Source organism: Parasphingopyxis sp. CP4 (genome assembly GCF_013378055.1).
Lineage (GTDB): Bacteria > Pseudomonadota > Alphaproteobacteria > Sphingomonadales > Sphingomonadaceae > Parasphingopyxis.
On sequence record NZ_CP051130.1, the window covers coordinates 240,672 to 264,173 of the forward strand.

Here is a 23,502-nt window from a genome sequence, read left to right on the forward strand (position 1 = left end):
CTGCGATGGGGTGCAGTGACTCAGGAGGCTCCAGCCTACCCCTTGTTGGACAAGTTTCGCGCCAGATAGAAACTGGCTATGTCCAATAATGAGTGATCGGAATGTTCAATCAAGGTTGACATGATGCGCTGTTCATCCGCTCGCTTGGATAGGTTCATGCGCTTGGTTTTCCGCTCGCCAAGGCGATAATAATACAAGGCTTCCGGCACCAGCTCGATGGAAAAGCCCTGCAAATAGGCCCGGAGAAAGAATTCATGATCGTCGAGCCCGATTCTATAATGCTCAGTAAACCCGCCTAACTCCTGCCAGGCTTCAATTTTGACGAGGCAATTGGTGTCCCCAATACCGTTTCGATAGAGGTTGAAACCAAGCCCAGGGCAGAAGGGCATTCTACGAACGCCCCATAGCGCCTCTGCATCTGGCCTACCTTCGCCGAGAAAATTATCGCTGAAGCAGCTGAGGATATCAGCGCCCGTTGTCAGGGCGGATTTGACAAAAATCTCAACCTCGTTCGGTTTCCCGTAATTGTCATCATCCTTGAACAGCAGAAACACGCCGTTCGCCTGTTCGGCCGCAGTGTTTCGGGCTGCCCCCGAATATCGATTGTCTGTTTTGATCAGGGTCGCATTTTCCACCCCGGCAACAATATCTTCCGCGGCTTTGGCGTTTGCCGGCTTGCTGCCATCGTCGACGACGATGATCTCAATATTCGGATAGGTTTGTTTGACGATTGATTCGAGGGTCAGCTTCAGGAATTGCGGTCGGTTATGATGCGCTACGCACACAGAAACCAACGGCGCATCGGCTGTAGAGTTAACATCACTATGATCTTGCGACCTGTCTTTGGGGTCAATCGACAAAGATTCTGCAAAGCTGTTCCATGCGTGTCGGCGGTCGGCGATGGCAGCGTTGATAGTGTCGGTGGCCGGTATCTGGCTATCCGCCAGTATCATCTCAGAAGCCTTGTCGCTGATTGCGATATGGTCATGGGCAACGACCGTGATCGTGTCCGAGCGGTTAGCCGATTCAGCAGAGAAATCCCCTGAAGCCGCCATGATGACGGGTATCCCAAGAGCCTCACATTCTTGAACCACAATTGGATTCTCATCGAGACGTGACGGAACCACAACGAGATCGGTATCGACAAGACGCTTGAGGAAGTCCTGATGTTCCATGGGCCGCAACAGTTCGAAATTTGGACCCTCGCGTCCCAGTTCGGAGGCGAGAAATTCGAAGGCCGGGAAATCGGCATCGGTATGACCTGAAAAAATCGGATATGCGGAGATTCCGTAAACATCCTCCAGTCGCCGAAGGACATGCACCGCGGTGACGATTCCCTTGGTTTCCGTTAGCGTGCCGGCGAACAAAATATGGGGTTCTGTTCGCCGGGTCTTTGGACCCGTCCCTTCCGGAGCATCGGCCCATAGCGGCGGAGCGGCACGAATCTGGCCAGCCGGAACATCTTGGTGACGGATAATCCAGTCAGCTATCGTCTTGCTTTGTGTGATGACTTCATCTGCCATCAACAGCGCCGCATTCTCGATTTGCAGCTTCGCCAAGTCAGCTGGCGTCTCTACCACCGAGCGGCCAATCGCTATCTGATAACCGAAAGTCGTGGCTAAGTGGATGGTTGCCGCGAAGTCGAAGTCGAGAAGACCGACTTTTCGCGCCTGCAAGAGATAATATGCCGAATGGGGCGCGCCAACGAAGTGAAGCTGTTGCGGTTTGGTCCGTCGCGTCCATTCCAATATCTGCGCAGGGACCTCGGCCAGTTGCCCATGGGGCGAATTTGCTCCTCGAAAACTCCCGTCGAGCGGGAGCGGGGACACCGCAATTCCAAGGTTTGAAAGGGTCCGTACACTAAACGCATCGTCGCGCGCATCGAGACGCGACATGTAGCGAACAACGGCCCTGGGTCCGAGTGTCGTGACAAGCGTTCGAAGATAGGCAAATTCGGTTGACGCAACTGACATCGACTGGAGGTCGGAAACCATGACGACTTCCGGCGCATCGTCAGAATTGCTGATACCCATCTGGGAAGATTGGTTCATCGGTTTGCGACACTCCTGGTTCAAGCCTGGTCACTCTGCAATTGGCGCCGAGCGCGCCAACGGACCGGTCAAAGAAAACGCAGTAACGATAGCGATATAGCTGTCAGGCTTCGAATTCCAGAGCGTTGCCTATTAGCGTCTATTGATCTCGCAAGCCATCAGCTGGCTGGCTGAGGAACCATTTATAAGTATCATGAATGCCGTGCTCCAATGCAATTGACGCCTTCCAACCCAATCGCTCCAAACGAGATACGTCCATGAGTTTGCGCTGGGTTCCGTCAGGCTTGGTGGCGTCGAACGCGAGTTGGCCCGTAAATCCCGTGACATCCGCGAGCATTGTACTCAGCTCCCTTATGGTTACATCCTCGCCACAGCCGATATTGATATGGCTAAGCATTGGCTGTGTCTCGCGGAGATAGGTTTCATGCTCCAGATCCATCACGAACAAGGACGCCTCTGCCATATCATCCACGTGAAGGAATTCGCGGCGTGGCGTTCCCGATCCCCAAATTACAACTTCCGGCGCGCCGCTTTGCACAGCTTCGTGAAAGCGTCGCAACAATGCTGGTAGGACATGGCTGTTCTCCGGATGAAAATTGTCACCCGGCCCATATAGGTTGGTCGGCATGACCGATCGATAATCGGTGCCATATTGCCGGTTATAGCTTTCGCAGAGTTTGATTCCGGCAATCTTTGCGATCGCATAGGGCTCGTTGGTCGGCTCAAGCGTACCGGTGAGAAGTGCATCCTCGCGCATCGGTTGGTCGGCATTCTTCGGATAGATGCAGCTCGAGCCAAGCTGTAGAAGTTTCTCTACGCCCGCTGCATAAGCTTGATGGATCACATTGCATTCGATCATCAGGTTTTCGTAAATAAATTGCGCGGGATAACTGTTGTTCGCTGCAATCCCGCCAACCTTGGCCGCGGCTAATATTACCTGATCAGGGCGTTCATCCTGAAAGAATTGGCGCACCGCTGCTTGATCGGTCAGGTCAATTTCTGAACTGGTACGCGTAATCAGCTCAACGTCATCTCGTTTTCGCAATTGTCGCAGAATTGCCGACCCGACCATGCCGGAATGGCCAGCTACGTAAATACGCATTCAAGAGGCTCCTGCCGATTCGTACCGATGAGCGTGGGACTATAGGGTTGGGCCTTTGGTTACCAGAATAAGCGAATGGCCGTGATCGGTGTTCGTATAGATTAGGTGGCCGCGACAGCCGGATCGCCGCGAATCCTCTTTCGGCGCGAGCAGCCGCATGTGGAAGCGAGATGATGCTCCGGATTTGATACCGATATGCTGTTGATTTGGTATGCCAATCATGACAATCGGATGAGCGGTTTCGGGGCGATAGCATGGTAATGCGCTGATAACCCTGACCGCGATATGCATCATTGATTGATTGAGCATGTCTGTCCATCGGCAGCGTGCAGATGATTTCGAATACTCCGCGAGATATGTTGGTGACCCAGGCTTGGGAAATGGCGATGTCCGATATAGGGTCTCAATGAAGGACATCGAATGACACAAGGCTTCGTTGGGAAATACGAGCGCTATCCAGATCTGACCGGTGATCGGCGTGCCGAAGGCGGTCGCCGACTGGCTGGTCTGACGCGCGAAAGCTCGCCCGATGCGCCACTCGTGACAATCATCACAGTCAGTTTCAATTCTGCCGAGACAATTGAGCAGACGATCCGTTCGGTCCGCGATCAAAGCTATGGCAATATCGAATATGTGGTTGTTGATGGTGCGTCCAGCGACGCGACGGTCGACATCCTGCGGCGCCATGAAGATTTGATCGACTATTTCGTGTCAGAACCCGATGACGGTCTCTACTACGCGATGAACAAGGCGATCGAGCTTGCCCAGGGCGAACTCATCCTGATCCTGAATTCCGATGACTGGCTCGAATCAAATGCAATCGAACGGCTGGTCGATGCAAAACAGTATAGCGGTCGTGAATTCGTTGGGGCTTTGGCGCGCTATATCGACGAGGAGTCGAACACGTCCCATATTCTGCGGTCGATGCCGTTTGATGACGCGGTCTATTTCCGGATGCCATTGCGACATGAAACCATGTTGGTGCCAGCAGCATTATATGACTGCGTCGGACCCTATGATGTCGACTATCGGATCATCGCTGATCGAGATCTAACCGCACGCCTATTTGATGCTCATGCGACCTATTATGAAGTGCCCGAGCCGTTGTTGAACTTCCGCACATCGGGAATCTCGAACACAAATCATGAGCTTCTGGAAAGTGAGAAAGATCGCTTGTTGGCAAAGGAGTTTCCTTGTCTAACTCCAGATCAGCGGCGCCAGCTCACGGATAACAAAACGATGTGCGCCGACACTCTGTTCGAGATCGCTGGCGCGCATCTCGATGATCCAAAATTTGTTAAGGCCAGTCGCGCATTGTTCGAAGACCGACGCGTGCATAATGGCAAGCGATGGCAATCCGACGCATTTGATACGCTGGGCGATACAGATTTTGAAACCTGGCCGAAAATCAGCGTGATCGTGCCATTTTACGAGGCTGAGACGAGCATCGGTGAGTGCCTCGATTCCGTGCTTGCGCAAAGCCTGTCGGAATTTGAAGTCATTTGCATCAATGATTGCGCCGTTGATGATAGCCAGGCGATTGTTGACGATCATATGGCGCGCGATCGTCGCATTAAGTCATTCAGAAATGACGGCAACATCGGACTGGGAGCGAGCCGGAATGCGGGTGTTCGCGTTGCGAATGGCCGATATATTTTCCACCTTGATCCGGATGACACATTGCCCGCCAATGCGCTCGAAGCGCTCTACAGCACGGCGACAGAGCATAAGAGCGACATGGTGAAGGGAGCGTATCGAGCAAGCCAGGGCCTGCATCGGCAAGAGTCTGCTAAAGCAATTACAAAATATCCGTGCGGCATTGAAGACCAGATAGTGACCAATACCACATTGAAGGAAATGCCCCGTTTGTTGCGTACAACCGAAGGGCATTGGTCATATCTCTATGCGGCTACCTTCGCTCGCCAGACGCCTTACCCGACTGATCTGAAAATGGGTCAAGACAGCATGTTTATGGTCAATGCGGTCCCGCGGGCACGATCGATCTCGTTAATTCCGGACGTTGTTTACAACTATCAAGCGAACCCCGAAAGCGCGATGAACCACTTCACCGCACGAAAATTGTTCGACGCCTTGGAATGGCGCCGTCGCGCCTGGCATGTTTTGAATGACGCAGGCATGACTGAAATTGGCGAACATATGCTGTTTGCATATTGGAGCCGCGCATTCTTCGAGAGTGTCGATAAGATTCTGACGGCTGAAAATCATGCGCTGTTTGAAGAACGGCTCGGCCGCGCGCTGAGCGATGCCGAATATCCGGGCAACAACCCGCCATCGGATCCTGTCTTGCGGCAAAGGTTCGACCAAGCGGTGGCGCGGATCGGAAATGGCAAAATGCCGGCCAACGCGTCGACTACCTCAAATGATGGTACCAGTTTCCGGGTCGCTACGTTTTCAACGCAAGATCATGGCGGCGCGGGCATTGGTAGCCAACGCAGGGTAGAATATCTCCGCAAGGCCGGGCTGGATGCACGCATCTATTGCGCCTTGCGCAATACGGACCACGACTATGTGCACCAGCTGCCCCTAGCAACGCCGGGAAGCACAGAAATACAGCTGCCGGATGCACGCGCTCACTGGAAAGAAAAGGTGGTCTTACGCAGAAGTGATTTTCCCGATCTTAAGGCTAATGAACTGTTTTCAAAGCCGGAATCGATCGTCGACTTTCGCAATGCCAAATCTGTTTTTGAAGAAGCCGATATCGTGCACATGCACTGGGTATCGGGGGTGTTCGACTATAAAAATGTAGACGTCATCGCCGAAAAACCGATTGTCTGGACCCTAGCCGATATGAGCGCCTTTACCGGTGGCTGTCATTACTCCGAGGGCTGTGAGGGCTATCAAACGGATTGTAAGAATTGCCCGTTGCTCGGCGGTGAATCAGATCTCGCTCATCAATTCTGGCGTATCAAGCGTGATGCATATGCCAAACTAAAGAATCTCCACATCATTTGTCCGTCCCAATGGCTGGCAGATCGGGTTCGGAACAGCACGCTGTTGGGGGATCGGCCTGTCCACATGATCCCGAATGCACTCCCCGTCGATCGGTTCAAACCAACTAATCGGTTGGTTGCGCGGAAGCGATTGGGTCTGCCGCTTGACCGAAAGCTGATTGCATTTGGCGCCGACAGCTTGGGTAACTCGCGAAAGGGTGGTGATATTCTGCGCGCGGCTATCCAGATATTGAAATCCCGAAACGCATTGGATGGGATTGAAGGTATTTTCTTTGGGCATGGTGGCGCTGATTTCGGGATTCCAGCCCATGAAATGGGCCAGGTCTCCGATGAGGAAACCATGTCTCTTATTTACGCGGCCGCGGATATATTTGCCTTTCCGTCACGTGAAGATAATGCCCCGTTGACGGTCGTGGAATCGATGCTTTCCGGTACGCCGGTTGTCGGGTTTCCGGTTGGCAACGTTGTTGAGCTGATCGAACATCGCGTCACCGGTTATATCGCTCAGCAGGGAGATATTGAGGATTTCGCTACTGGAATTGAATGGGCTCTTGCAGGCCGTAGTAGCGCAACGACCTTAGATCGCCGTGCCCAAAACCATATCGATGCGCGCGCGCATAATGATCCTGAGATAGCGGTCGCGCGGCATATTGCGCTCTACGAAAAAATCACAGGATCAGCCGTTGATCGCGGCAAGCGATATGGCGTTTTTGGCGCCTCGCTGACGGGCCAAGGTGTTCGCCACGATAGCGGGGAAGCACTTGGATATGTTGAATTTCTGAAACGAAAACATGCGGCGAATGTGAATTCTCGCTCGGCGAATATTAAGCGTTTCTGTTATCCCGGGAACAGATTGTCGGACGGCGGCATGATCGCGCTGGACCATGTTATCAGCGAGAAACCCGATATCTGCATCCTTGAACTTGCCGTTGAGAATCAGGCTGTTGGACGACTGGCAACCCATGAAGAAGTGAGTCTCATATATTCAAGGCTGTTGGATAATGGCATTCTTCCGGTGACATTTCTCGTGCCGCTACCGATCGGCCGGAAGCCAGAAAAACTACCCAATTTCACGGCAGCTGTAGAGATATGCGAACAGCATGGTCTACCTATCTTGATAGCTGATACACAGCAGATCGCGGCGTCGGGGGCGGAATTCAACGATGTCCATACCACGGCAGAAAGCGGTGAAAAACTGGCAGACCAGTTGGCGGATTTCCTGTCGGCCTTGCCTTTTGACGATTTGAAACGTCAATTTCGCAACTATAATATTCCGCAATCGACGCTGAAATCACAAAGATTATCGATGCCGTCTCATAAGGATCTCGAACGCATTTGCATTCGCATTGAACCGCGGGATGATCAGCCGTTTCGTTTCCGAATTGTCCAGCGGCATGAGATTGGACCGCATTCGCCAGTATTGGATGTACGTACATTAGACGATGACAATGCTGGTGACGGCTGGGAGCGGCATTCAGTGTCGGTATGGGACCAATATTGTCACTACAGTCGCAAGTCATATGTGACGCTCCTGCCCGATGATCGCGAGTACCGCGGAGCCGTGTCTGTTGAGATTTCAATCGCTTCGGATTCCCCTGACTATTCGAGATGCAGGCGGAGCGTAGAATCCTGGCCTGCGCCAGAGGAGCTGTCCCTGCGTCCGATTGGGGCAATCTACATATTGGCAGATTCCGAGTTTTGCGCGACCATAAGCGATAAAGTGCAATCAGAATAAATGAGTCGGAAATTCAGGACTTTCAGAGGAGTTCGATCTAAAATCATTGCGGCAATGGCGGTTTTTTTGCGATGGACGCGAGCCGTGGCGAGGCTGGGATAGGTCGGGCTGCGCTCGGGACCTGTCCACCGCTACCGCTGCATCAATACGGTGTAGCTGTGTTTCCTTTGTCAGTGATGGTAGCAGCAGAGCGTATTGCGGATTGCGGCATAGAAACAATGAAGAGGCGTGCAAGCAAGGCGCTGAATGGACGGGATAGGAAATGTCGAAAAAAGCCCTCATCACTGGAGTTACGGGTCAGGATGGCTCTTACCTAGCCGAGTTTTTGCTCGACAAAGGGTATGAGGTCCACGGGATCAAGCGCCGGGCATCGCTGTTCAATACGGATCGCATCGACCATATCTACGAAGACCCTCATGTGAGCGATGTGCATTTCAGGCTGCACTATGGCGACCTGACCGACACCTCTAACCTCACTCGTATTCTGTCGGAGGTCCAGCCTGACGAGGTGTATAATCTGGGCGCTCAATCTCATGTGGCCGTGAGCTTCGAAGCGCCGGAGTATACAGCGGATGTCGATGCCATTGGGACATTGCGACTGCTGGAAGCGATCCGGTTTCTGGGACTGTCCAAAAAAACGCGTTTCTATCAGGCATCAACATCTGAACTATACGGCCTGGTCCAGGAAACGCCGCAAACGGAAACTACACCTTTTCATCCCCGCAGTCCGTACGCTGTGGCGAAGCTCTACGCCTATTGGACATGCGTAAATTATCGCGAGGCATATGGACTTTACGCCTGTAACGGCATTTTGTTCAATCACGAGAGCCCCCGCCGCGGCGAAACATTTGTGACCCGAAAAATCACTCGCGGATTGGCGAATATTGCAATGGGTATCGAGCCGTGCCTGTATATGGGCAATATTGATAGTCTGCGGGACTGGGGGCATGCCAAGGATTATGTCCGAATGCAGTGGATGATGCTCCAGCAGGACGAACCGGCGGATTTTGTGATTGCCACCGGGGAACAATATTCGGTTCGTGAATTCATTCGCTGGTCCGCCGAAGAGCTGGGAATTGGGTTGGAATTTTCTGGCACTGGCATTGAAGAGATTGCCACAGTGACGGCGATCGACGGCGATATTGCGCCGGCATTGAAGCCTGGCGACGTCGTGATGCGGATCGACAAACGCTATTTCCGGCCCGCGGAGGTGGAAACATTATTGGGTGATCCTTCCAAGGCAAAACGGGAACTCGGCTGGGAACCGAAAATCACGGCCCAGGAAATGTGCGCCGAAATGGTCGCGGAAGACTTGAAGACAGCGAAGCGCCATGCCCTTCTAATGGAACACGGCCTAGACGTACCGGTATCGTTCGAAGGGTGAGAGCGGGCGCTATCATCGATCAGATCAGCTATTATGCTAGAGCGGGCGGGCGGTTGCCGAAAAATGGCAATCCAGCTGGGGAATTGGAGTATCGCAATGTCGCAAAAATTTGCTGACCCATTCTTCGAGCTTTATCACCTACCGGACGGTGGCAACGCGCCTCAGCCCATGCCGTCGGCGGAACGCCTGCAAGTCGCGCTCGGCAAGGAAGGATCACATGGTCTGATCCTGTTTGCACCACCGCAAAGGATTGCGGCGCATGCGCTCGCTGAATCGGGGATCGCCGAGCGGGAATTGGAGCGCTGGCGATCCGAAGCGAGCCCTGTGCTTGACGCGATCCGTTTGCTCCGGGGCCAGATATTGATTGCTGAAGCACCTGCTTCAGAACAGGCCTCAACCCGTCTGCACGGCGCGATCAGCGAGAAATTTCCCGGCAAGAATATCCCGAACATTGATGTGCGGTTGCCTGATGCTGCGCCAGTCTGGGCCGCTGCCGGTTGGGTGAGTGTTTTGCAGTCACCGATAGTCGTGCACATGCTGGGCGAGATTCAGGCGAGAAGCCCGATACGTTACGAAGAAATGCCAGACATCGGTCAGGCGCTGCAGGATTTGCTGTCCCGTCATCAGGATGAACTCGATCAACTGAAAGCCGAAACATTGGCTAACGACGAGGTGACCGAGCGTGAGCAAGCTGCCCTGGATCGCTCCAAGGACGCCGTCGCACGGGCGAACATCCTGGCTGACCAGATCGGCCAGCTGGAAGAGAGTTTGCGCGACAGCAGTGCCAAGGAGGCCGATCTCGAACGGGTTAATGCTGCACTTGCCAAGAAAAGTGAGAAATTGGAGAGCGCTAAAGCAAAACTTGAAGATCGGATCGCACTCTATCGTGGATCTGTTTCCTGGCGCATGACCGCGCCGATCCGGGCAGGAAGCCGTCTCTTCAAGCGTTTGGGTGGTGGTCGATGAAGCTCAGCTCTGTCCTGGATTCGATCAGGCCGGAAGATAGTATAATCTCGTTGGGCAGCGCTATGCTGGGCGATCAATATTATCGCCTGAACAATGCCCGGCGCGTACAGATATTCGAACCCGATCCGGAACGGGCGGCTCTAATTCAGCAAAAATTCTGGCGGCACGAAAATATGAATGTTGTTTCGGCGGGGGTTCTTCCAGGGTCGAAGACAGCAATTTTGAAGCGATACAATCATCAAGCGCTCGATGGATTTGCACCTACAGAGACATTGAAGCGCCGTTTTCCAGGATTGCGCGAAACACAGAAAGTGTCAGTCACCACCGTGAAGGCAGAGGCTGTTCAATCACGATTGTCGGACGCGCATCGCCAGCGCGATATTCTTGTCATCGACATGCTTGGCAAGGATGTCAGCCTCCTTGATTATCTGGAACGCGAGGGCCTGTTGAGCCGTATTTCGGACATCTTTGTCCGGACATTGGCCGGCTCGGTCATCGGCGACGATTTTGGCGAAGGGCCAGCCAAAACTTGGCTGCGTCGAAACCAGTTTGACAGGATTTTCGATTTGGCCGGCGCCACAGATCCGGAGATCAAAATCTTTGCTGCCTTTCGGTTTCCGCAGCGACAACAGATGGAGCAGCTTTCTATCCAGGTCGGCCAGCACAATGCCGAAAAGGAGAGACTGGAGAATGCGGTCGCGGACCGAATTAATGCCTTTCGAACCGCTCGCCGTGATTTGACCATGGCGTTGCGATTACAGTTGGTCAGAGAAGCAGATCTCAAGGACTTGCAGAGCCGGTTTTCGCACCTGCGGCAGCAACTGCAATCCGTTTCGGGAGCCGATCAAGATTCTACTGCAGATAAGGATCAAAAAGGCGCCAAATCGGCCGCCTCTCCATTGGAGACTGGCGAGCCCGTTCGAACGGTTCATAATCTTGCCTGCGTCGGTGGGACATTATTCAACCGCTGCCTTGGGGCCATGCCCAACACCCAGTTACTGAGCGAAGTCGAGCCATTAAGTCAGCTTACTCAATCGAATAGGTTTGTTCCGGCCGATCTGATTTCTCTGCTTCGTTTTGGCAGCAGACCAGCCGATGATGCGCTGTCGGTTGAAATATTCTTGGCTGGCATGGACGTTCTTTATCGCGACGCATCAAGTCGCGGCTTGCACCTGATATTGAGAGATCATGCCCACAGCATCTTCTGTGATGGACCGGGCCTGCAATCGCGCCTGCACCTGAGAGCCGTGCTCGAAAAGACTTACGCGCTGCGTTCAATCTTGTTTGTTCGCCATCCATTGGCGTCTTTTTCATCGCTCCAAGTCAACGAGTGGCTTCATTTCTCACCGCCTACGCTCGATACTTATGCTGAACGCTATCTCGCATTTCTTGATGCGCATAAGGGCGTTGATCAAATGCGATATGAGGACTTTCTGGAAAATCCGGAAAAAGAAATGCAACGCGCCTGCAAGATCCTGGGCTTGGATTATAATCCGGAGTTCATTGATACATTCTCCGCCTTCTCCTTGTCCGGAGACAGTGGACGAACAGGCGATGTGATCGCGCCGCGAAAACCAAGGGCGATCACAGAAGAATTGGCGCAAGCCGCCGAGGCAAGTGCCGCTTATGGGAAGCTTTGCAAAACGCTGCAATATCCGATCATCCAGCCCGATACTGAACTTCAGACGACGAGCCAGGATTAGCTACCTGGCCGGCAGCGGGCTGCGGCCTAACCGGAAGTCTTTGGGATCCGCGCCACCGCTCCATTCTCGGTAATATGGATCCCGCATTCAGTCTTGTCTTCATCGGCCCAGCGACCGGCACGATGATCATCGCTGGGTATTGTGCACGGCTCACATCCAATCGACGAATAGCCCATCGCGACGAGAGGATGTTCGAGTAAATTCTCGCTGGAGAGAAAATCTCGCGTTTGGTCGTGACTCCAGTCTGCCAGCGGATTGACGCGCAACCAGCTTTCCTGGACATCGACATAGTCCATTCCTGCTCGATCAGCGGTTTGATAGCGTTTGCGACCCGTCAGGACGCAATCATAGTTTCGAAGGACGCCAATCATCGGCAAAGTCTTGCGCAGATAGCAGCACCGGTCGCTATCCACACTATGCAGCTTCCCGTCTGGGTCTTCTAAGGCTAGTCGGCGTGCGCTGGGCCGCACACGCACAAGCGTCGACAAGCCCAGCACATCCATCAGGTCATCAACATAATCCAGTGTATCGGAAAAATGTTTTCTCGTATCGAGGAAAACGACCGGCGTGGCCGGGTCCTTGTCGGCAATTAGCTTCAGCAGCGCCGCCGCCTCGGCACCAAATGAGGAGATGACAGCGGGACGACCGGCTACTCCCCCGTTGAGTACCCGGTCCAAAATCTGCGACGCACTAAGCTCAGCAAAGGCAGAGTTGAGCTGATCCGCCGTCTGCCGAAGCTCCAGAGACTGATTGGTCGCAAAATCCACAAAATCCTCGTCAGATTACCGCCACTTGGAGACGCACGGAATTTTCGATTGATCGCAGCGATCTGCGTATTTTTCTGCGATTTCCTTCACTTCATCAAGAAGTCCATCGTCCAGGGTGATCGGATCCAGGCCCAGGCCCAGGAAACGATCATTGGCGACATGCAGTTCGTTTTCCGCAGCTTCGTTACGCGGATTTTCGACATTCTCAATTTTCGCTCCGGTCATGTCGGCGATTTTCACAGCCAAATCCCGGACCCGGTGCGTCTCAGTCATCTGGTTCAGAATATGGACGCGCTCGCCATGTTGTGGCGGGTTGGTAATGGCGAGCTCAATGCACCGGCACGTATCCTGAATATGGATAAAGGCGCGCGTTTGGCCGCCGGTACCATGCACGGTCAGCGGATAATCAAGGGCCGCTTGCATCACAAATCGGTTAAGCACCGTTCCATAATCGCCATCATAGTCAAACCGGTTGATCAGCCGATCGTCGAGCTTGGTCTCTTCGGTCTGCGTACCCCAGACGATACCCTGGTGAAGGTCGGTGACCCGGATGCCGTCATTCTTGTTGTAATAGGCGAAGAACAGCTGGTCCTGGGTCTTGGTCAGGTGGTAGATTGAACCCGGATTGACCGGATACAGGATTTCCTGCTCAACCATGCCGTTATCGGTGTCCACCTGAACGGTCAGATAACCCTCAGGAATCTTCATTCCGGCCGTACCGTATCCATAGACACCCATGGTACCCAGATGAACGATATGCGCATTGCTCTTGGCTTCAACCACGGCCGCTAACAGGTTGTTTGTCGCGCTGAGGTTATTGTCGACCGTATAGCGTTTGTGAAAGCTCGACTTCATCGAATATGGCGCCGCGCGCTGTTCGGCGAAGTGAATGATCACATCGGGTTCTTCCTGTTCGATCAGGCTTAACAACCGGTGATAGTTTTCCGAAATGTCGAAATCGTGAAACGCGATCTTCTTGCCCGTCACTTCTTCCCAGGCTGCGAGGCGTTGATCGACGGGCGCGATTGGGGTGAGGGAATCGACGCCCAGTTCAACGTCAATCTTTCTGCGCGACAGATTATCGATGATGGTAACGTCATAATCACGCCGGGAGAGGTAGAGGCTGGTTGGCCATCCACAGAATCCATCGCCACCCAAAACAAAAATCTTCATAGCTCGTTCTCAATCGCTTTCATGGGGTCGAAGCCCAGTTGTCATAGATAATAGGGAATTGGTGTAACGCCTCAGATCACAGAATTGCTCTCACTATGGTGCCCTGCAATTGTGTGATCATCGGGACTTATTCATCAAAGTAGTTGGATTTCCAATACAAAAATCAGCCGCAAACTGCGACTGAATTCTCGACGGCGGCATCTATCAGAAGGGAATTGCAAATGGAACAGTGCGATTAACTGATTGCTCTGCGATCTTGCTATGAAAAATTGGCGCGCCCGGCAGGAGTCGAACCTGCGACCTCAAGATTAGAAGTCTCGCGCTCTATCCAGCTGAGCTACGGGCGCGCGCTAGTGAGCGGCGGGTTACAGGGTTTGCCAGAAAATGGAAATGTCGGATTTGCTGTTGAGCGGTCACTTTTGCGCATTCGGTTGCATTTAAGAGTCGAAGTCGCCCACTATGGCGTTTCGAAAGAGCTGTCGGCACAGGCATGCTCATCGTCGTGGGAGAGCAATATTGGCCAGCACAGCGGCGGACAGCGCCGAAACACCATCTGCGCCGCCGATCCCGCCGCTCAATCTTGGAACCCGCCTCGCATACGGCTCCGGCGCGATGGCCAATGGCATCAAAGGGGCTGCATTCAGCGCCTATCTGATGCTGTTCTTCAACCAGGTGATCGGTGTACCCGCATCGATAGTTGGAACTGCGCTCGCCTGTACGCTGCTGGTCGATGCCATTGTCGATCCGTTTCTCGGGCGCTGGGCAGACGTTACCCGCTCACGCTGGGGTCGCCGCCATCCCTTCATGTATGCCGCCGCCTTTCCGACCGCGCTGTTCTTCTACGCGACCTGGTTCCCGCCTGACGGGATGAGCCATATGCAGCTTGGCTTCTGGGTCTTCGGCATGGCCGCGATGACGCGGGCTTGTATCAGCGCCTTTGAGATCAATGCATCGGCCATGGCTCCGGAGCTGACGTCCGTCTATGCCCAGCGAACCAAGCTGTTTTCGCTGCGCTATTGGTTCGGATATGCGGGGGTTTACGGGTTCACTGCGTTCAGCCTGATTTTCATCTTTGTCGAAAATGAAGAATATCCGCGTGGTCAGCTTAACCCCGAAAGCTATGTCAATTTTGCGGCGCTTGGTGCGGCCCTGATCTTCCTCGCGATCCTCATTTGCAGCTGGGGCACCCATAATCGCATCCCCTATCTGCGCCAGACCGATGCACCCGAAGGCCATATCCCTGTTAAACAGCATCTGGCCGAGATGTTTGCGGCCTTCAAAAACCGCGGCTTTCTTTCGATATTCGGATTTGGTGTCTGCAAATACACAGCTATCGGATTGTACAGCGCGACAAATCTCTATTTCGGCACCTATCTGTTCAAGCTGAACACCACAGAGCTGGCGATCCTGACAATCGACAGCTTTGTCGCGGCCACCTTGGCCGTGCCGCTCGCGCCGCTATTCTCGCGGTGGATCGGCAAACGGCTGAGCTCGATGCTGTTCGCCATCGTTGGCGTATCGATCGGCATAATGCCGCTGCTGCTCAGTTATTTTGACCTGTTCTTCGTGCCGGGCGATGCGCTGTTGGTGCCAACGCTGTTCTTGATTGGCGCTGTCTATGGAGCGATGGTGGCCATCTCGCTGATCAACACATCATCGATGTTGGCCGATGTCGTCGATGACAGTGCGGTTGAGACCGGGCGTCACACATCCGGTACCTTCTTTTCTGCGTCGAGCTTTATGCAGCAATGTTCCAATGCGCTCGGTATCTTTGTCGCTGGGCAGGTTCTCTATCTGGCGCAATTTCCCGAACAGGCGGACCCGGAAACGATTCCGGAAACCGCTGTCGACGGCCTCATCATCTCATACATTCCCTTTTCGCTGGGCTTGTGGACGATCGGTGCGCTGTTCCTGATTTTCTATCCGATCACCCGGGAACGCCATGAACGCAATGTGGAGATGTTGCGTGCACGCGAAGCCGAGGCGCGCGACACTGAGCTGCGCGACGCATCGATCGGTGCGCCGGCGCGATAGGGAGCGGTATCTAGCTGCCGAAGGGGATGAAGGGTTGGGGGCGATGGTTGCCGTAGAGGGCTAACCGCCGGGTTCCGGGCACTGCATCCCCGCGCCGATGGAAGCCAAACACATTGGCAACGACCAGCGTATTGCCGGGAACTGGATAGGATTGCGCTGGCGGAAGGCCCATCGCTTCCATCTCGCTTTCTTCGATACGGAAAGAGCCGGTCATCTCGCGGCGGTTTTTGGCGATCCGCGCTTCAACGGCCGATTGCGCTTTCTTTTCTTCCCAGTCGAGACGCTCGAGGGTCAGCTTGTGGCTCCCGGGAACGTAGACAAATGGCCCGTCATCTTCGGTAACCGGATCGATAAAATACCAATATTTCATGCAATTGAAAAAGGTATCGCGGTGAAATTCTCGCTGCTGATCGGGAATTTCGGCTTCATCACCATTCACGGTCTGGTACAGCCAGTTGCGGCGTGGCGACATGGTCTTGCCGGTCACCAACCGGGCCAGCCGTTTGAAGCGCGGATTGCGCGGAAAGGCCTTGGCCAGCGGGCCGGGCTTGATGAAGCGGTTGAGTGTGCTGCCGTCGAACCGGTCGAAACCCCAGTCATGGCGATCGCTATCGCCAAAACCCCAGACCTCCGGCTTTTCGGGAATAGCTGTCGCTTGAGCGGCCGCTTCAGCCGCGCCATGGCATTCAGCCTCCATCGCTGCGAATTCGTCCGTCGGCAGGAAATTCTCAATCGCGACAAAGCCATGATCCAGCAGATGCTGCTCATCTGCATCGCGCACCCGCACCGTCTGCGCGCGGCGAAACCGCGATATCGCCTGCGCGGTTTTGAGGCGTTTGCGGTGCAATCCCATCCGGTTGAGCCCGGGATGGCCAACCCATGGATCGCTAAACACCTTCATCGATGTGAAAATCGAATACATGGCCGCGCTTTCACGCCAAATTCGGGGAAAATGCAAGATCGAGATGGGAAAGGGGGAGGTTGACGCCTTTTGGGCAATGTCAGCTTCTGGCCGAAAGCGGACGTTATATCAGCAGATCGCCGACCAATATCACGTCTAGATTAGCCCCCGTGCATACCATGGGTCTTTGGACTGAATCGAGGCCGCATCGCCATGCTCGCTCTCGCTGATCAACCGTTCAAAGGCATCATTTTGTGACAGGAAGATACGACCGGTCAGCTCGCTCAGGAGATTGGAATGCTCGAGCCTGTCCGTCACCGGCCCCTTCACTTCCGACAGGTGCAGCGCAAGGCCGGCATCTGCCAGTCGATGATTGATAGCCTCCAACGCCTCCAGCCCGGAGGCATCAATGGCGTTTACCGCCGAACACATCAAAATCACGTGACGCACTTCGCTGTTTGCGGCGACTTGCTCAAGCACGAACTCTTCGAGCCAGCGCGCATTCAAGAAGCTCAGAGATTCATCGATCCGAACGGTCAATATATAGGGCGAGGTGATCACATCGTGCCGGTCTATGTTCCGGAAATGCTCGGTCGATGGGACCCGCCCGACAATTGCAGCATGCGGCCGTGACGACCGCCACAGGTGGAGGATCAGGCTCAGCGCAACGCCCACGATCACGCCCGTTTCGATCCCGGCGAACAGCGTTAGGGCGATCGTGCCGATAATCGCCGCGAAATCGCTCTTTGAGTAGCGCCATAGCTCTGCAGGCTTGCGCAAATCGACCAGCCCGAGAACCGCGACGATGATAGTGGCCGACAAGGTCGCGATTGGAAGGTGGAACAGCAGCGGCGTCAGGAAAACAGTGGCAAGCGCAATGCCGATTGCCGTGTACGCGCCGGCAGCAGGTGTTTCCGCACCCGCATCGAAATTGACAACTGATCGTGCGAACCCGCCGGTGACCGGATAGCCGCCTGACACAGCTGATGCGATGTTCGCGCTGCCAAGGCCGATCAGCTCCTGGTCTGGGTCAATCCGCTGCCTGCGTTTCGCGGCAAGGGTCTGGGCCACCGATACAGATTCCACAAAGCCGATGATGGAAATCAACAGCGCTCCAACGAATAGTTGCGACCACAGGTCTGGGTTGAGGGTTGGTATTGCAACGGGCGGCAGCCCCGACGGGATGACGCCCACCGTCGCCACACCCCGATCGCCGAGACCGAAAACCGCCACAGCTACGGTTGTGGCCAGGACCGCGAAAACAGGCCCGGCCTTTGCGATCAGATCTGCGGGGCGGTCCGCCAAACCGAACCGCATTAACAGGGGTTTCAAGCCCAGTTTCGCCCAGAACAGAAATGCCGTCGCTGATGCACCGATGGCTAGTGTTGGCCAATGAAGCGCGCCCAAGTTGGCGGCGAGGCTCGTCACAATCTCGAGCAGGTTATCTCCTCCACCCTCAATGCCCATGATGTGCTTCAGCTGGCTTGCGGCAATGATTATGCCGCTTGCGGTGATGAAGCCCGAGATCACAGGATGCGAGAGCAGATTGGCAAGAAAACCGAGCCGGAACAGTCCCATAACCAGCAAAATGCCGCCGGATAACACCGCAAGGGCTATAGCTGCGCCGAGATATTCCGCGGATCCGGCTGCTGCGATATTCCCGGCGGCCGCAGCCGTCATCAGCGACACCACAGCGACCGGCCCGACAGCCAAAGTCCGGCTCGTTCCGAATAATGCATAGGCAAGAAGCGGCAAGATTGAGGCGTATAGACCGACTATCGGCGGAAGCCCGGCGAGCATGGCATAGGCTAATGACTGCGGGATGAGCATGATGGTGACGATAGCCGCGGCCATCAGGTCGTTTGTCAGCACGGTGCTGTTATAATCGCGCGCCCAGCTCAGGATCGGAAGAAAGCGGCTTGCTGCCTGGAATCGTTTTTCAGCCATCGGCGTCTTGCGCTCCCTTCGACTAGGCAGCGGAAATTGGTCGATCGACCAACCGGTACAGCACCATCCCAAGGATCATGCTTGCTATAAAGAGCCCTGCCGATGCCGGCGCGACGACCAATGCGCCTATCGCCGGTCCAGGACACAGGCCGGCCAAGCCCCAACCCATGCCAAACAGCGCGGCCCCACCTATCAGCTTGCCGTCAATAAGACGGGTGCCGGGCAGATGAAATTCGCCAGACGCCAGCGGTGCTGCCATCCGGGAGCGGACTATCCATGCACCGGCCATCATAATGACAGCGCCGCCCATCACAAAGGCCAGAGTTGGATCCCAGGTGCCGAATATGTCGAGAAACCCGCGCACTCGCGCCGGATCCATCATGCCCGACAAGGCCAGTCCGATGCCAAAGAGCAATCCCGAAAAGAGCGCCGTGAGACGAATAGCCATTACCAGCCCCAGCCCAGCTGATTAGCGAGCGCTACCGTCACCATGCCCGATGCAATGAAAGTTGCGGTCGCGATCAACGAGCGGCGGGACAAGCGCGACATGCCGCAGACGCCATGGCCGCTGGTACAACCGCTTCCCAGACGCGTGCCAAAACCGACCAACAGACCGCCCAGTATCAGCACCAGCGGTGACGAGGGGAAGCGCGCCTCGATTGAGCCCGTGATCGCCTGAAAGGTCAGCGCACCGAGAATGATGCCAACAACAAATAGCCATGCAATCGATATCGGAGCGCCGCCGCGCGCCAGCATCATTGCTCTTGCTGCCATCCCGCTGACACCGGCAATCCGGCCAGCTGCCAGCAGCATCACGGCTGCGCCAAGCCCGATCATCACGCCGCCTAACAACCCTTCCAGGGGCATTGCGTGAGGAAAGCCTGGCAGCGTCACAGCGCGTTGACCGGTACTTTTATGTAGCGGACACCATTGTCTTCGGGAGGCGGGAATTCGCCGCCGCGCATATTGACCTGTACCGACGGAATAATGAGGCTGGGAACCGCCAAAGTGGCATCACGCGCATTTCGCATGGCCACGAAATCACTCTCGCTGACATCGGCATGCACATGGATGTTGGCACGCTTTTGCTCGCCAATCGTGGATTCCCAGCGATAGTCGCTCCGCCCATCCGGCAGATAGTCATGGTTCAGGAAAACCCGGGTCTCGTCCGGCAGTTCAAAAATCCTCTGGATCGATTGAAAGAGCAGGTGAGCATCGCCCCCCGGAAAGTCGCACCGTGCCGTACCATAATCAGGCATGAATAATGTATCTCCGACAAATGCGGCATCGCCGATCAGGTGCGTCATGCACGCCGGAGTATGGCCGGGCGTATGCATCGCCCGCGCATCGATCGACCCGACAGAATAGGTTTCGCCATCGGAGAAAAGGTGATCGAACTGGCTGCCATCGGTGCGGAAATCAGCTTCGACATTGAAGAGCTTCCCGAAGATTTCCTGAACTTGGGTGATATGCTCACCGATAGCGGTTTTACCCCCCAGTTCGGATTTCAGGTAATGCGCGGCGGACAGATGGTCGGCATGGACATGGGTGTCGATGATCCACTCTACGTCGAGGCCGGTGGCGCGAACATGGGCCGCCAATTTGTTGGCCGAAACAGTTGCTGTGTGCCCAGACGCTGCATCATATTCGAGCAAGGAGTCGATGATCGCGCATTTGCCCGTTGCGGGATCGGCAACCACATAGCTGGCATTATTGGTAGCTTCGTCAAAAAAGGCGGTGATCTCAGCGTGTGTCATAGTCCGGCTCCCGCCTCTGATGCCGCTGACTCACTTCCTTCGGGCTGGCAAAATGTTTCGTAGAGGAAGTGCATGATCTTCCTGACACCGTCATCCGCGATAGAATATTTTATGGCTTGTCCTTCGCGCCGGGTGGTTACCGCGCCTTCGCGCCGTAGAATTGAAAGTTGCTGTGACATAGCCGGCGCCTTCATGTCCAATGCCTCGCCGAGCTCGCCTGCCGACATTTCCCCCTCAATCAGATGGCACAAAGCCATCAGTCTTTCGCGATGGGACAACATCTTCAGAACCCCGCTGACGCGCACGGCAGTCTGTTTCATATCCTGTATTTGCATATTTCATGAATAATGCAAATACAGGATAAGGTCAAGTGCCAAATGGTGTGCCCCAGCGGAAGATATGCCCATAGAAGGTCCGCAATTTGCGTAAAGCGGACGCGCGCTGTGCTCGGCCAGCAAAGCTGTTCATGTCTGGTCGAGCCTTGGACGTGTAGACCGATGACCGGGTCGCGAGTTGGGGATGACGGATATGAGATATCTGGTTTTGGCGGCAGCGCTTGTCACCGCGCCGGGCGCGGCGCTTGCGCAAATGTCTGAGCTTTCTGTTGAGATTGTCGAGCATTTTGAGGACCGGACAATCAGGATCGTCGAGCATTTCGAAGATGAAAGCTGGCAGGTGGTGGGCGAATGTTCGTCCTCGCCGACCGAATCGATCAAGATCGTCGAGCATTTTGAGGATCTGCAGGTCAGGATCGTTGACCATTTCCCCGACAGGACTGTGTGCATAGCCGATGCGGACGAGCTGGACGAAGATACGCGCCGCATGCTGCACCTGACAGACTGACAGGTCTGTTTCCCGTAAAAACCGGCTGGAATGCGGGATCGATATGGGGCAGGGGAAGGGAATGAGCGACGCTGTGACTGCCCCATCGGGTATCGAGAGGATTGACGCATCGGACCTTGGTGGTCGGCGGATGCGCTATTTTGATTTTGTGATGGTGGCCTTTGTCGTCATCCTCCTGCTCTCCAATGTGATCGGTGCGGGGAAGGTCGCCAATGTCGATCTGCCGCTGATCGGTGCCTATGCGTTCGGCGCTGGTATCCTCTTCTTCCCGCTCTCCTATGTGATCGGCGATGTGCTGACCGAGGTTTATGGCTATGCCCGGGCGCGGCGCTGCATCTGGGCTGGCTTTGTCGCGATGCTGTTCATGGCGCTGATGGCAACGATCGTCGTTGCCATGCCGCCCGATGAGAGCTGGACCGGCCAGGCGGCGTACGAGCAAGTATTCGGCCAGGTACCGCGCATCGTCTTTGCCTCGATCATCGCCTTCTGGGCGGGCGAGTTTGTGAACAGCTATGTGATGGCGCGGATGAAGGTCTGGACCCAGGGCAAGCATCTCTGGTCACGGACAATCGGTTCGACAGTGTTCGGCCAGGGTGTCGACAGCCTGATCTTCTACCCGCTCGCGTTCTGGGGCGTCTGGACCAACGAGCTGGTGATCACGGTAATGATCACCAACTGGCTCTTGAAGGTGGCCTGGGAAGCGCTGCTGACACCGGTTACCTATGTGGTGGTCGGCTGGCTCAAGCGACGCGAGGGTTTGGATGTGTATGACGCACACACCGGCTTCACCCCATTCAAGACGAGTATCTGATGAGCATCTTCCAGGATTTCAAAATCCTGTTGCTTGATACATTCGGGCTCTCGAAAGATGCGCTCCATGTTTATGTCGGGCTGGTCATCTTTTTTGGGACGGCGCTGATATTCCGCCTGCCGCTGCGCGATTTTCGCCCCGTACTCGCCGTCTTGCTGGCGGCATGCGCGGGCGAGTTATGGGATATCTATGACACCGAAGCGATCGGTGCGCAGCAAGTCTATGCGGGCAACTGGCACGATATCTGGAATACGATGTTCTGGCCGACGGCGATCATGCTGCTGGCCCGCTTTACGGGAATTGTGAAGCGCTAACCCAGCGCCTCGACGAGGCCGTCAAACATCCGCTTGCCGTCGCTGCCGCCATGGGCAGCTTCGATCATGCGTTCGGGGTGCGGCATCATGCCGAGGACATTGCCGGCTTCATTGACGATGCCGGCGATATCACGCGCTGATCCGTTGACGGTTTCGCCATAGCGAAAGGCGACCCGGCCATCGCCTTCGAGCCGATCGAGCGTTGCATCATCGGCGAAATAATTGCCATCATGATGGGCGACCGGAATGGTGATCGCTTCGTCCGCCTGATAGTGGCTCGTAAACGCTGTCTGGCTTGAGGAAACGGTGAGCGCGACATCGCGGCAGACAAAATCGATACCTGCATTACGGAGCAGAGCGCCGGGCAAAAGGCCTGCCTCGGTGAGCAGCTGGAAACCGTTGCACACGCCGAGTACGGCGACGCCGCGATCGGCGGCTGCCTTGACTTCGCGCATGATCGGCGAGTTTGCGCCAATCGCGCCTGAGCGCAGATAGTCGCCATAGGAAAAACCACCGGGCAAGGCGATCAGGCCAAGCCCGTCAGGCAATTCGGTTTCGCGGTGCCAGACCATATGGGGCTTGGCGCCGGTCGCATCTTCGAGCGCGACCGCCATATCGCGATCGCAATTGGATCCGGGGAAGACGATGACCGCGCTTTGCATCAGGCCGCGTCCCGCTCAATCTCGAAATTCTCGATCACCATATTGGCGAGCAGCTTGCGACACATCGCCTCGATATCGGCATCGGATACAGTGTCATCGAGATCGAGCTCGATCAGCTTGCCTTGGCGGACATCATTGACGCCATCGAACCCGAGGGTTTCAAGCGCATGGTGAATGGCCTTGCCTTGAGGGTCGAGAACGCCGTTTTTCAGCGTCACATGGATACGGGTTTTCACGGGCCGATCTCCTGACGGGCGAGAGTCGCGCGCTCTATGCTGCGATCTGCGGGTGGTTGCAAGAGGCACGGAGCCCGGAAATGTTAACGGCGCCGCTCTTGCCGTATCGCACAGGTGTCCGCCAATCCCTGCCAAATCCCTGCC

The 23,502-nt window shown here is 55.2% G+C and carries 21 protein-coding genes, 1 tRNA gene and 1 pseudogene; 9 read left to right on the forward strand and 14 right to left on the reverse strand.

The features are described from left to right. Positions 1-35: 35 nt before the first annotated feature. The 3 genes from HFP51_RS01165 to HFP51_RS14685 all read right to left on the reverse strand — a co-directional run bounded on the left by HFP51_RS01165 (position 36) and on the right by HFP51_RS14685 (position 3,840). Entirely contained in the window at positions 36-1,676 is a 1,641-nt protein-coding gene (locus HFP51_RS01165; protein WP_176873936.1) for a glycosyltransferase, read from the reverse strand. Between the two features lie 514 nt (positions 1,677-2,190). After that, a complete protein-coding gene (locus HFP51_RS01170; protein WP_176873937.1) occupies positions 2,191-3,153 on the reverse strand; it encodes a GDP-L-fucose synthase in 963 nt (320 codons plus the stop codon). A gap of 39 nt (positions 3,154-3,192) precedes the next feature. After that, positions 3,193-3,840: a hypothetical protein gene (locus HFP51_RS14685; protein WP_255454751.1), complete on the reverse strand. Its 648-nt coding sequence runs from the start codon at positions 3,838-3,840 to the stop codon at positions 3,193-3,195. On the opposite strand from HFP51_RS14685, the pseudogene HFP51_RS14775 reads away from it, so the two are divergent. From HFP51_RS14775 to HFP51_RS01190, 5 genes and pseudogenes are all read left to right on the forward strand, one after another. Next, positions 3,745-4,017: pseudogene (locus HFP51_RS14775) on the forward strand (glycosyltransferase); the annotation flags it as partial. The gene HFP51_RS14685 and the pseudogene HFP51_RS14775 sit on opposite strands and share 96 nt — an antisense overlap. 228 nt (positions 4,018-4,245) lie before the next feature. Continuing rightward, on the forward strand, positions 4,246-7,860 hold the full coding sequence (locus HFP51_RS01175) for a glycosyltransferase (RefSeq protein WP_255454752.1): 3,615 nt from the start codon (positions 4,246-4,248) through the stop codon (positions 7,858-7,860). A gap of 262 nt (positions 7,861-8,122) precedes the next feature. After that, positions 8,123-9,244, forward strand: a complete 1,122-nt coding sequence (gene gmd, locus HFP51_RS01180) for a GDP-mannose 4,6-dehydratase (RefSeq protein WP_176873939.1) — start codon at positions 8,123-8,125, stop codon at positions 9,242-9,244. Between the two features lie 96 nt (positions 9,245-9,340). Next, a complete protein-coding gene (locus HFP51_RS01185) occupies positions 9,341-10,210 on the forward strand; it encodes a hypothetical protein (protein ID WP_176873940.1) in 870 nt (289 codons plus the stop codon). Between the two features lie 395 nt (positions 10,211-10,605). Next, positions 10,606-11,913 (forward strand): hypothetical protein, encoded by a 1,308-nt coding sequence (locus HFP51_RS01190; protein ID WP_176873941.1) that lies wholly within the window; start codon positions 10,606-10,608, stop codon positions 11,911-11,913. 26 nt (positions 11,914-11,939) lie between these two features. Here the strand turns inward: HFP51_RS01190 and HFP51_RS01195 are convergent, their stop codons facing one another. The 3 genes from HFP51_RS01195 to HFP51_RS01205 form a co-directional block, all read right to left on the reverse strand. After that, positions 11,940-12,680, reverse strand: a complete 741-nt coding sequence (locus tag HFP51_RS01195; protein ID WP_176873942.1) for a phosphoadenylyl-sulfate reductase — start codon at positions 12,678-12,680, stop codon at positions 11,940-11,942. 15 nt (positions 12,681-12,695) lie between these two features. Then, a complete protein-coding gene (locus HFP51_RS01200; protein WP_176873943.1) occupies positions 12,696-13,853 on the reverse strand; it encodes an NAD-dependent epimerase/dehydratase family protein in 1,158 nt (385 codons plus the stop codon). Positions 13,854-14,123: 270 nt separating this feature from the next. Next, a tRNA-Arg gene (locus tag HFP51_RS01205) sits at positions 14,124-14,200 on the reverse strand. Positions 14,201-14,369: 169 nt separating this feature from the next. On the opposite strand from HFP51_RS01205, the gene HFP51_RS01210 reads away from it, so the two are divergent. Then, positions 14,370-15,887 (forward strand): MFS transporter, encoded by a 1,518-nt coding sequence (locus HFP51_RS01210; RefSeq protein WP_255454753.1) that lies wholly within the window; start codon positions 14,370-14,372, stop codon positions 15,885-15,887. A gap of 10 nt (positions 15,888-15,897) precedes the next feature. Here the strand turns inward: HFP51_RS01210 and HFP51_RS01215 are convergent, their stop codons facing one another. The 6 genes from HFP51_RS01215 to HFP51_RS01240 all read right to left on the reverse strand — a co-directional run bounded on the left by HFP51_RS01215 (position 15,898) and on the right by HFP51_RS01240 (position 20,812). Continuing rightward, positions 15,898-16,788 (reverse strand): phytanoyl-CoA dioxygenase family protein, encoded by an 891-nt coding sequence (locus HFP51_RS01215; RefSeq protein ID WP_176873945.1) that lies wholly within the window; start codon positions 16,786-16,788, stop codon positions 15,898-15,900. A gap of 156 nt (positions 16,789-16,944) precedes the next feature. Then, a complete protein-coding gene (locus HFP51_RS01220; protein WP_176873946.1) occupies positions 16,945-18,735 on the reverse strand; it encodes a SulP family inorganic anion transporter in 1,791 nt (596 codons plus the stop codon). Positions 18,736-18,757: 22 nt separating this feature from the next. Continuing rightward, entirely contained in the window at positions 18,758-19,183 is a 426-nt protein-coding gene (locus HFP51_RS01225) for a DUF6691 family protein (protein WP_176873947.1), read from the reverse strand. Then, positions 19,183-19,602, reverse strand: a complete 420-nt coding sequence (locus tag HFP51_RS01230; protein WP_176873948.1) for a YeeE/YedE family protein — start codon at positions 19,600-19,602, stop codon at positions 19,183-19,185. The genes HFP51_RS01225 and HFP51_RS01230 overlap by 1 nt, the downstream gene beginning before the upstream one ends. A gap of 23 nt (positions 19,603-19,625) precedes the next feature. Beyond that, entirely contained in the window at positions 19,626-20,492 is an 867-nt protein-coding gene (locus HFP51_RS01235; protein WP_176873949.1) for an MBL fold metallo-hydrolase, read from the reverse strand. Then, positions 20,489-20,812 carry a helix-turn-helix transcriptional regulator gene (locus tag HFP51_RS01240; protein ID WP_176873950.1) on the reverse strand — a complete coding sequence of 108 codons (324 nt, stop codon included), beginning with the start codon at positions 20,810-20,812 and terminating at the stop codon, positions 20,489-20,491. The genes HFP51_RS01235 and HFP51_RS01240 overlap by 4 nt, the downstream gene beginning before the upstream one ends. 208 nt (positions 20,813-21,020) lie before the next feature. Between HFP51_RS01240 and HFP51_RS01245 the strand changes: the two genes are divergently transcribed. From HFP51_RS01245 to HFP51_RS01255, 3 genes are all read left to right on the forward strand, one after another. Continuing rightward, positions 21,021-21,335 carry a hypothetical protein gene (locus tag HFP51_RS01245; RefSeq protein WP_176873951.1) on the forward strand — a complete coding sequence of 105 codons (315 nt, stop codon included), beginning with the start codon at positions 21,021-21,023 and terminating at the stop codon, positions 21,333-21,335. A gap of 61 nt (positions 21,336-21,396) precedes the next feature. Next, the gene (locus HFP51_RS01250) at positions 21,397-22,146 is read left to right on the forward strand and encodes a queuosine precursor transporter (RefSeq protein ID WP_176873952.1); all 750 of its coding nucleotides are present in this window, start codon (positions 21,397-21,399) and stop codon (positions 22,144-22,146) included. Next, a complete protein-coding gene (locus HFP51_RS01255) occupies positions 22,146-22,460 on the forward strand; it encodes a hypothetical protein (RefSeq protein WP_176873953.1) in 315 nt (104 codons plus the stop codon). The genes HFP51_RS01250 and HFP51_RS01255 overlap by 1 nt, the downstream gene beginning before the upstream one ends. On the opposite strand, the gene purQ is transcribed toward HFP51_RS01255, so the two are convergent. After that, complete coding sequence (gene purQ, locus HFP51_RS01260) at positions 22,457-23,122, reverse strand: phosphoribosylformylglycinamidine synthase subunit PurQ (protein WP_176873954.1); 666 nt, start codon at positions 23,120-23,122, stop codon at positions 22,457-22,459. The two genes, HFP51_RS01255 and purQ, sit on opposite strands and share 4 nt — an antisense overlap. After that, positions 23,122-23,358, reverse strand: a complete 237-nt coding sequence (gene purS / locus HFP51_RS01265) for a phosphoribosylformylglycinamidine synthase subunit PurS (protein ID WP_176873955.1) — start codon at positions 23,356-23,358, stop codon at positions 23,122-23,124. The genes purQ and purS overlap by 1 nt, the downstream gene beginning before the upstream one ends. Between the last annotated feature and the right edge of the window lie 144 nt (positions 23,359-23,502).

Bases quoted from the DNA above. Each gene is read 5' to 3' on its own strand.
- HFP51_RS01250 (WP_176873952.1), top strand. From the start codon at position 21,397: ATGAGCGACGCTGTGACTGCCCCATCGGGTATCGAGAGGATTGACGCA.
- HFP51_RS01215 (WP_176873945.1), bottom strand. From the start codon at position 16,788: ATGAAGGTGTTTAGCGATCCATGGGTTGGCCATCCCGGGCTCAACCGG.
- HFP51_RS01170 (WP_176873937.1), bottom strand. From the start codon at position 3,153: ATGCGTATTTACGTAGCTGGCCATTCCGGCATGGTCGGGTCGGCAATT.
- HFP51_RS01220 (WP_176873946.1), bottom strand. From the start codon at position 18,735: ATGGCTGAAAAACGATTCCAGGCAGCAAGCCGCTTTCTTCCGATCCTG.
- HFP51_RS01235 (WP_176873949.1), bottom strand. From the start codon at position 20,492: ATGACACACGCTGAGATCACCGCCTTTTTTGACGAAGCTACCAATAAT.
- purQ (WP_176873954.1), bottom strand. From the start codon at position 23,122: ATGCAAAGCGCGGTCATCGTCTTCCCCGGATCCAATTGCGATCGCGAT.
- HFP51_RS01225 (WP_176873947.1), bottom strand. From the start codon at position 19,183: ATGGCTATTCGTCTCACGGCGCTCTTTTCGGGATTGCTCTTTGGCATC.
- HFP51_RS01255 (WP_176873953.1), top strand. From the start codon at position 22,146: ATGAGCATCTTCCAGGATTTCAAAATCCTGTTGCTTGATACATTCGGG.
- HFP51_RS01230 (WP_176873948.1), bottom strand. From the start codon at position 19,602: ATGCCCCTGGAAGGGTTGTTAGGCGGCGTGATGATCGGGCTTGGCGCA.
- HFP51_RS01200 (WP_176873943.1), bottom strand. From the start codon at position 13,853: ATGAAGATTTTTGTTTTGGGTGGCGATGGATTCTGTGGATGGCCAACC.
- HFP51_RS01240 (WP_176873950.1), bottom strand. From the start codon at position 20,812: ATGAAACAGACTGCCGTGCGCGTCAGCGGGGTTCTGAAGATGTTGTCC.
- HFP51_RS01185 (WP_176873940.1), top strand. From the start codon at position 9,341: ATGTCGCAAAAATTTGCTGACCCATTCTTCGAGCTTTATCACCTACCG.
- HFP51_RS01245 (WP_176873951.1), top strand. From the start codon at position 21,021: ATGAGATATCTGGTTTTGGCGGCAGCGCTTGTCACCGCGCCGGGCGCG.
- HFP51_RS01190 (WP_176873941.1), top strand. From the start codon at position 10,606: ATGCTTGGCAAGGATGTCAGCCTCCTTGATTATCTGGAACGCGAGGGC.
- HFP51_RS14685 (WP_255454751.1), bottom strand. From the start codon at position 3,840: ATGGCGCCGCAGGATGTCGACCGTCGCGTCGCTGGACGCACCATCAAC.
- gmd (WP_176873939.1), top strand. From the start codon at position 8,123: ATGTCGAAAAAAGCCCTCATCACTGGAGTTACGGGTCAGGATGGCTCT.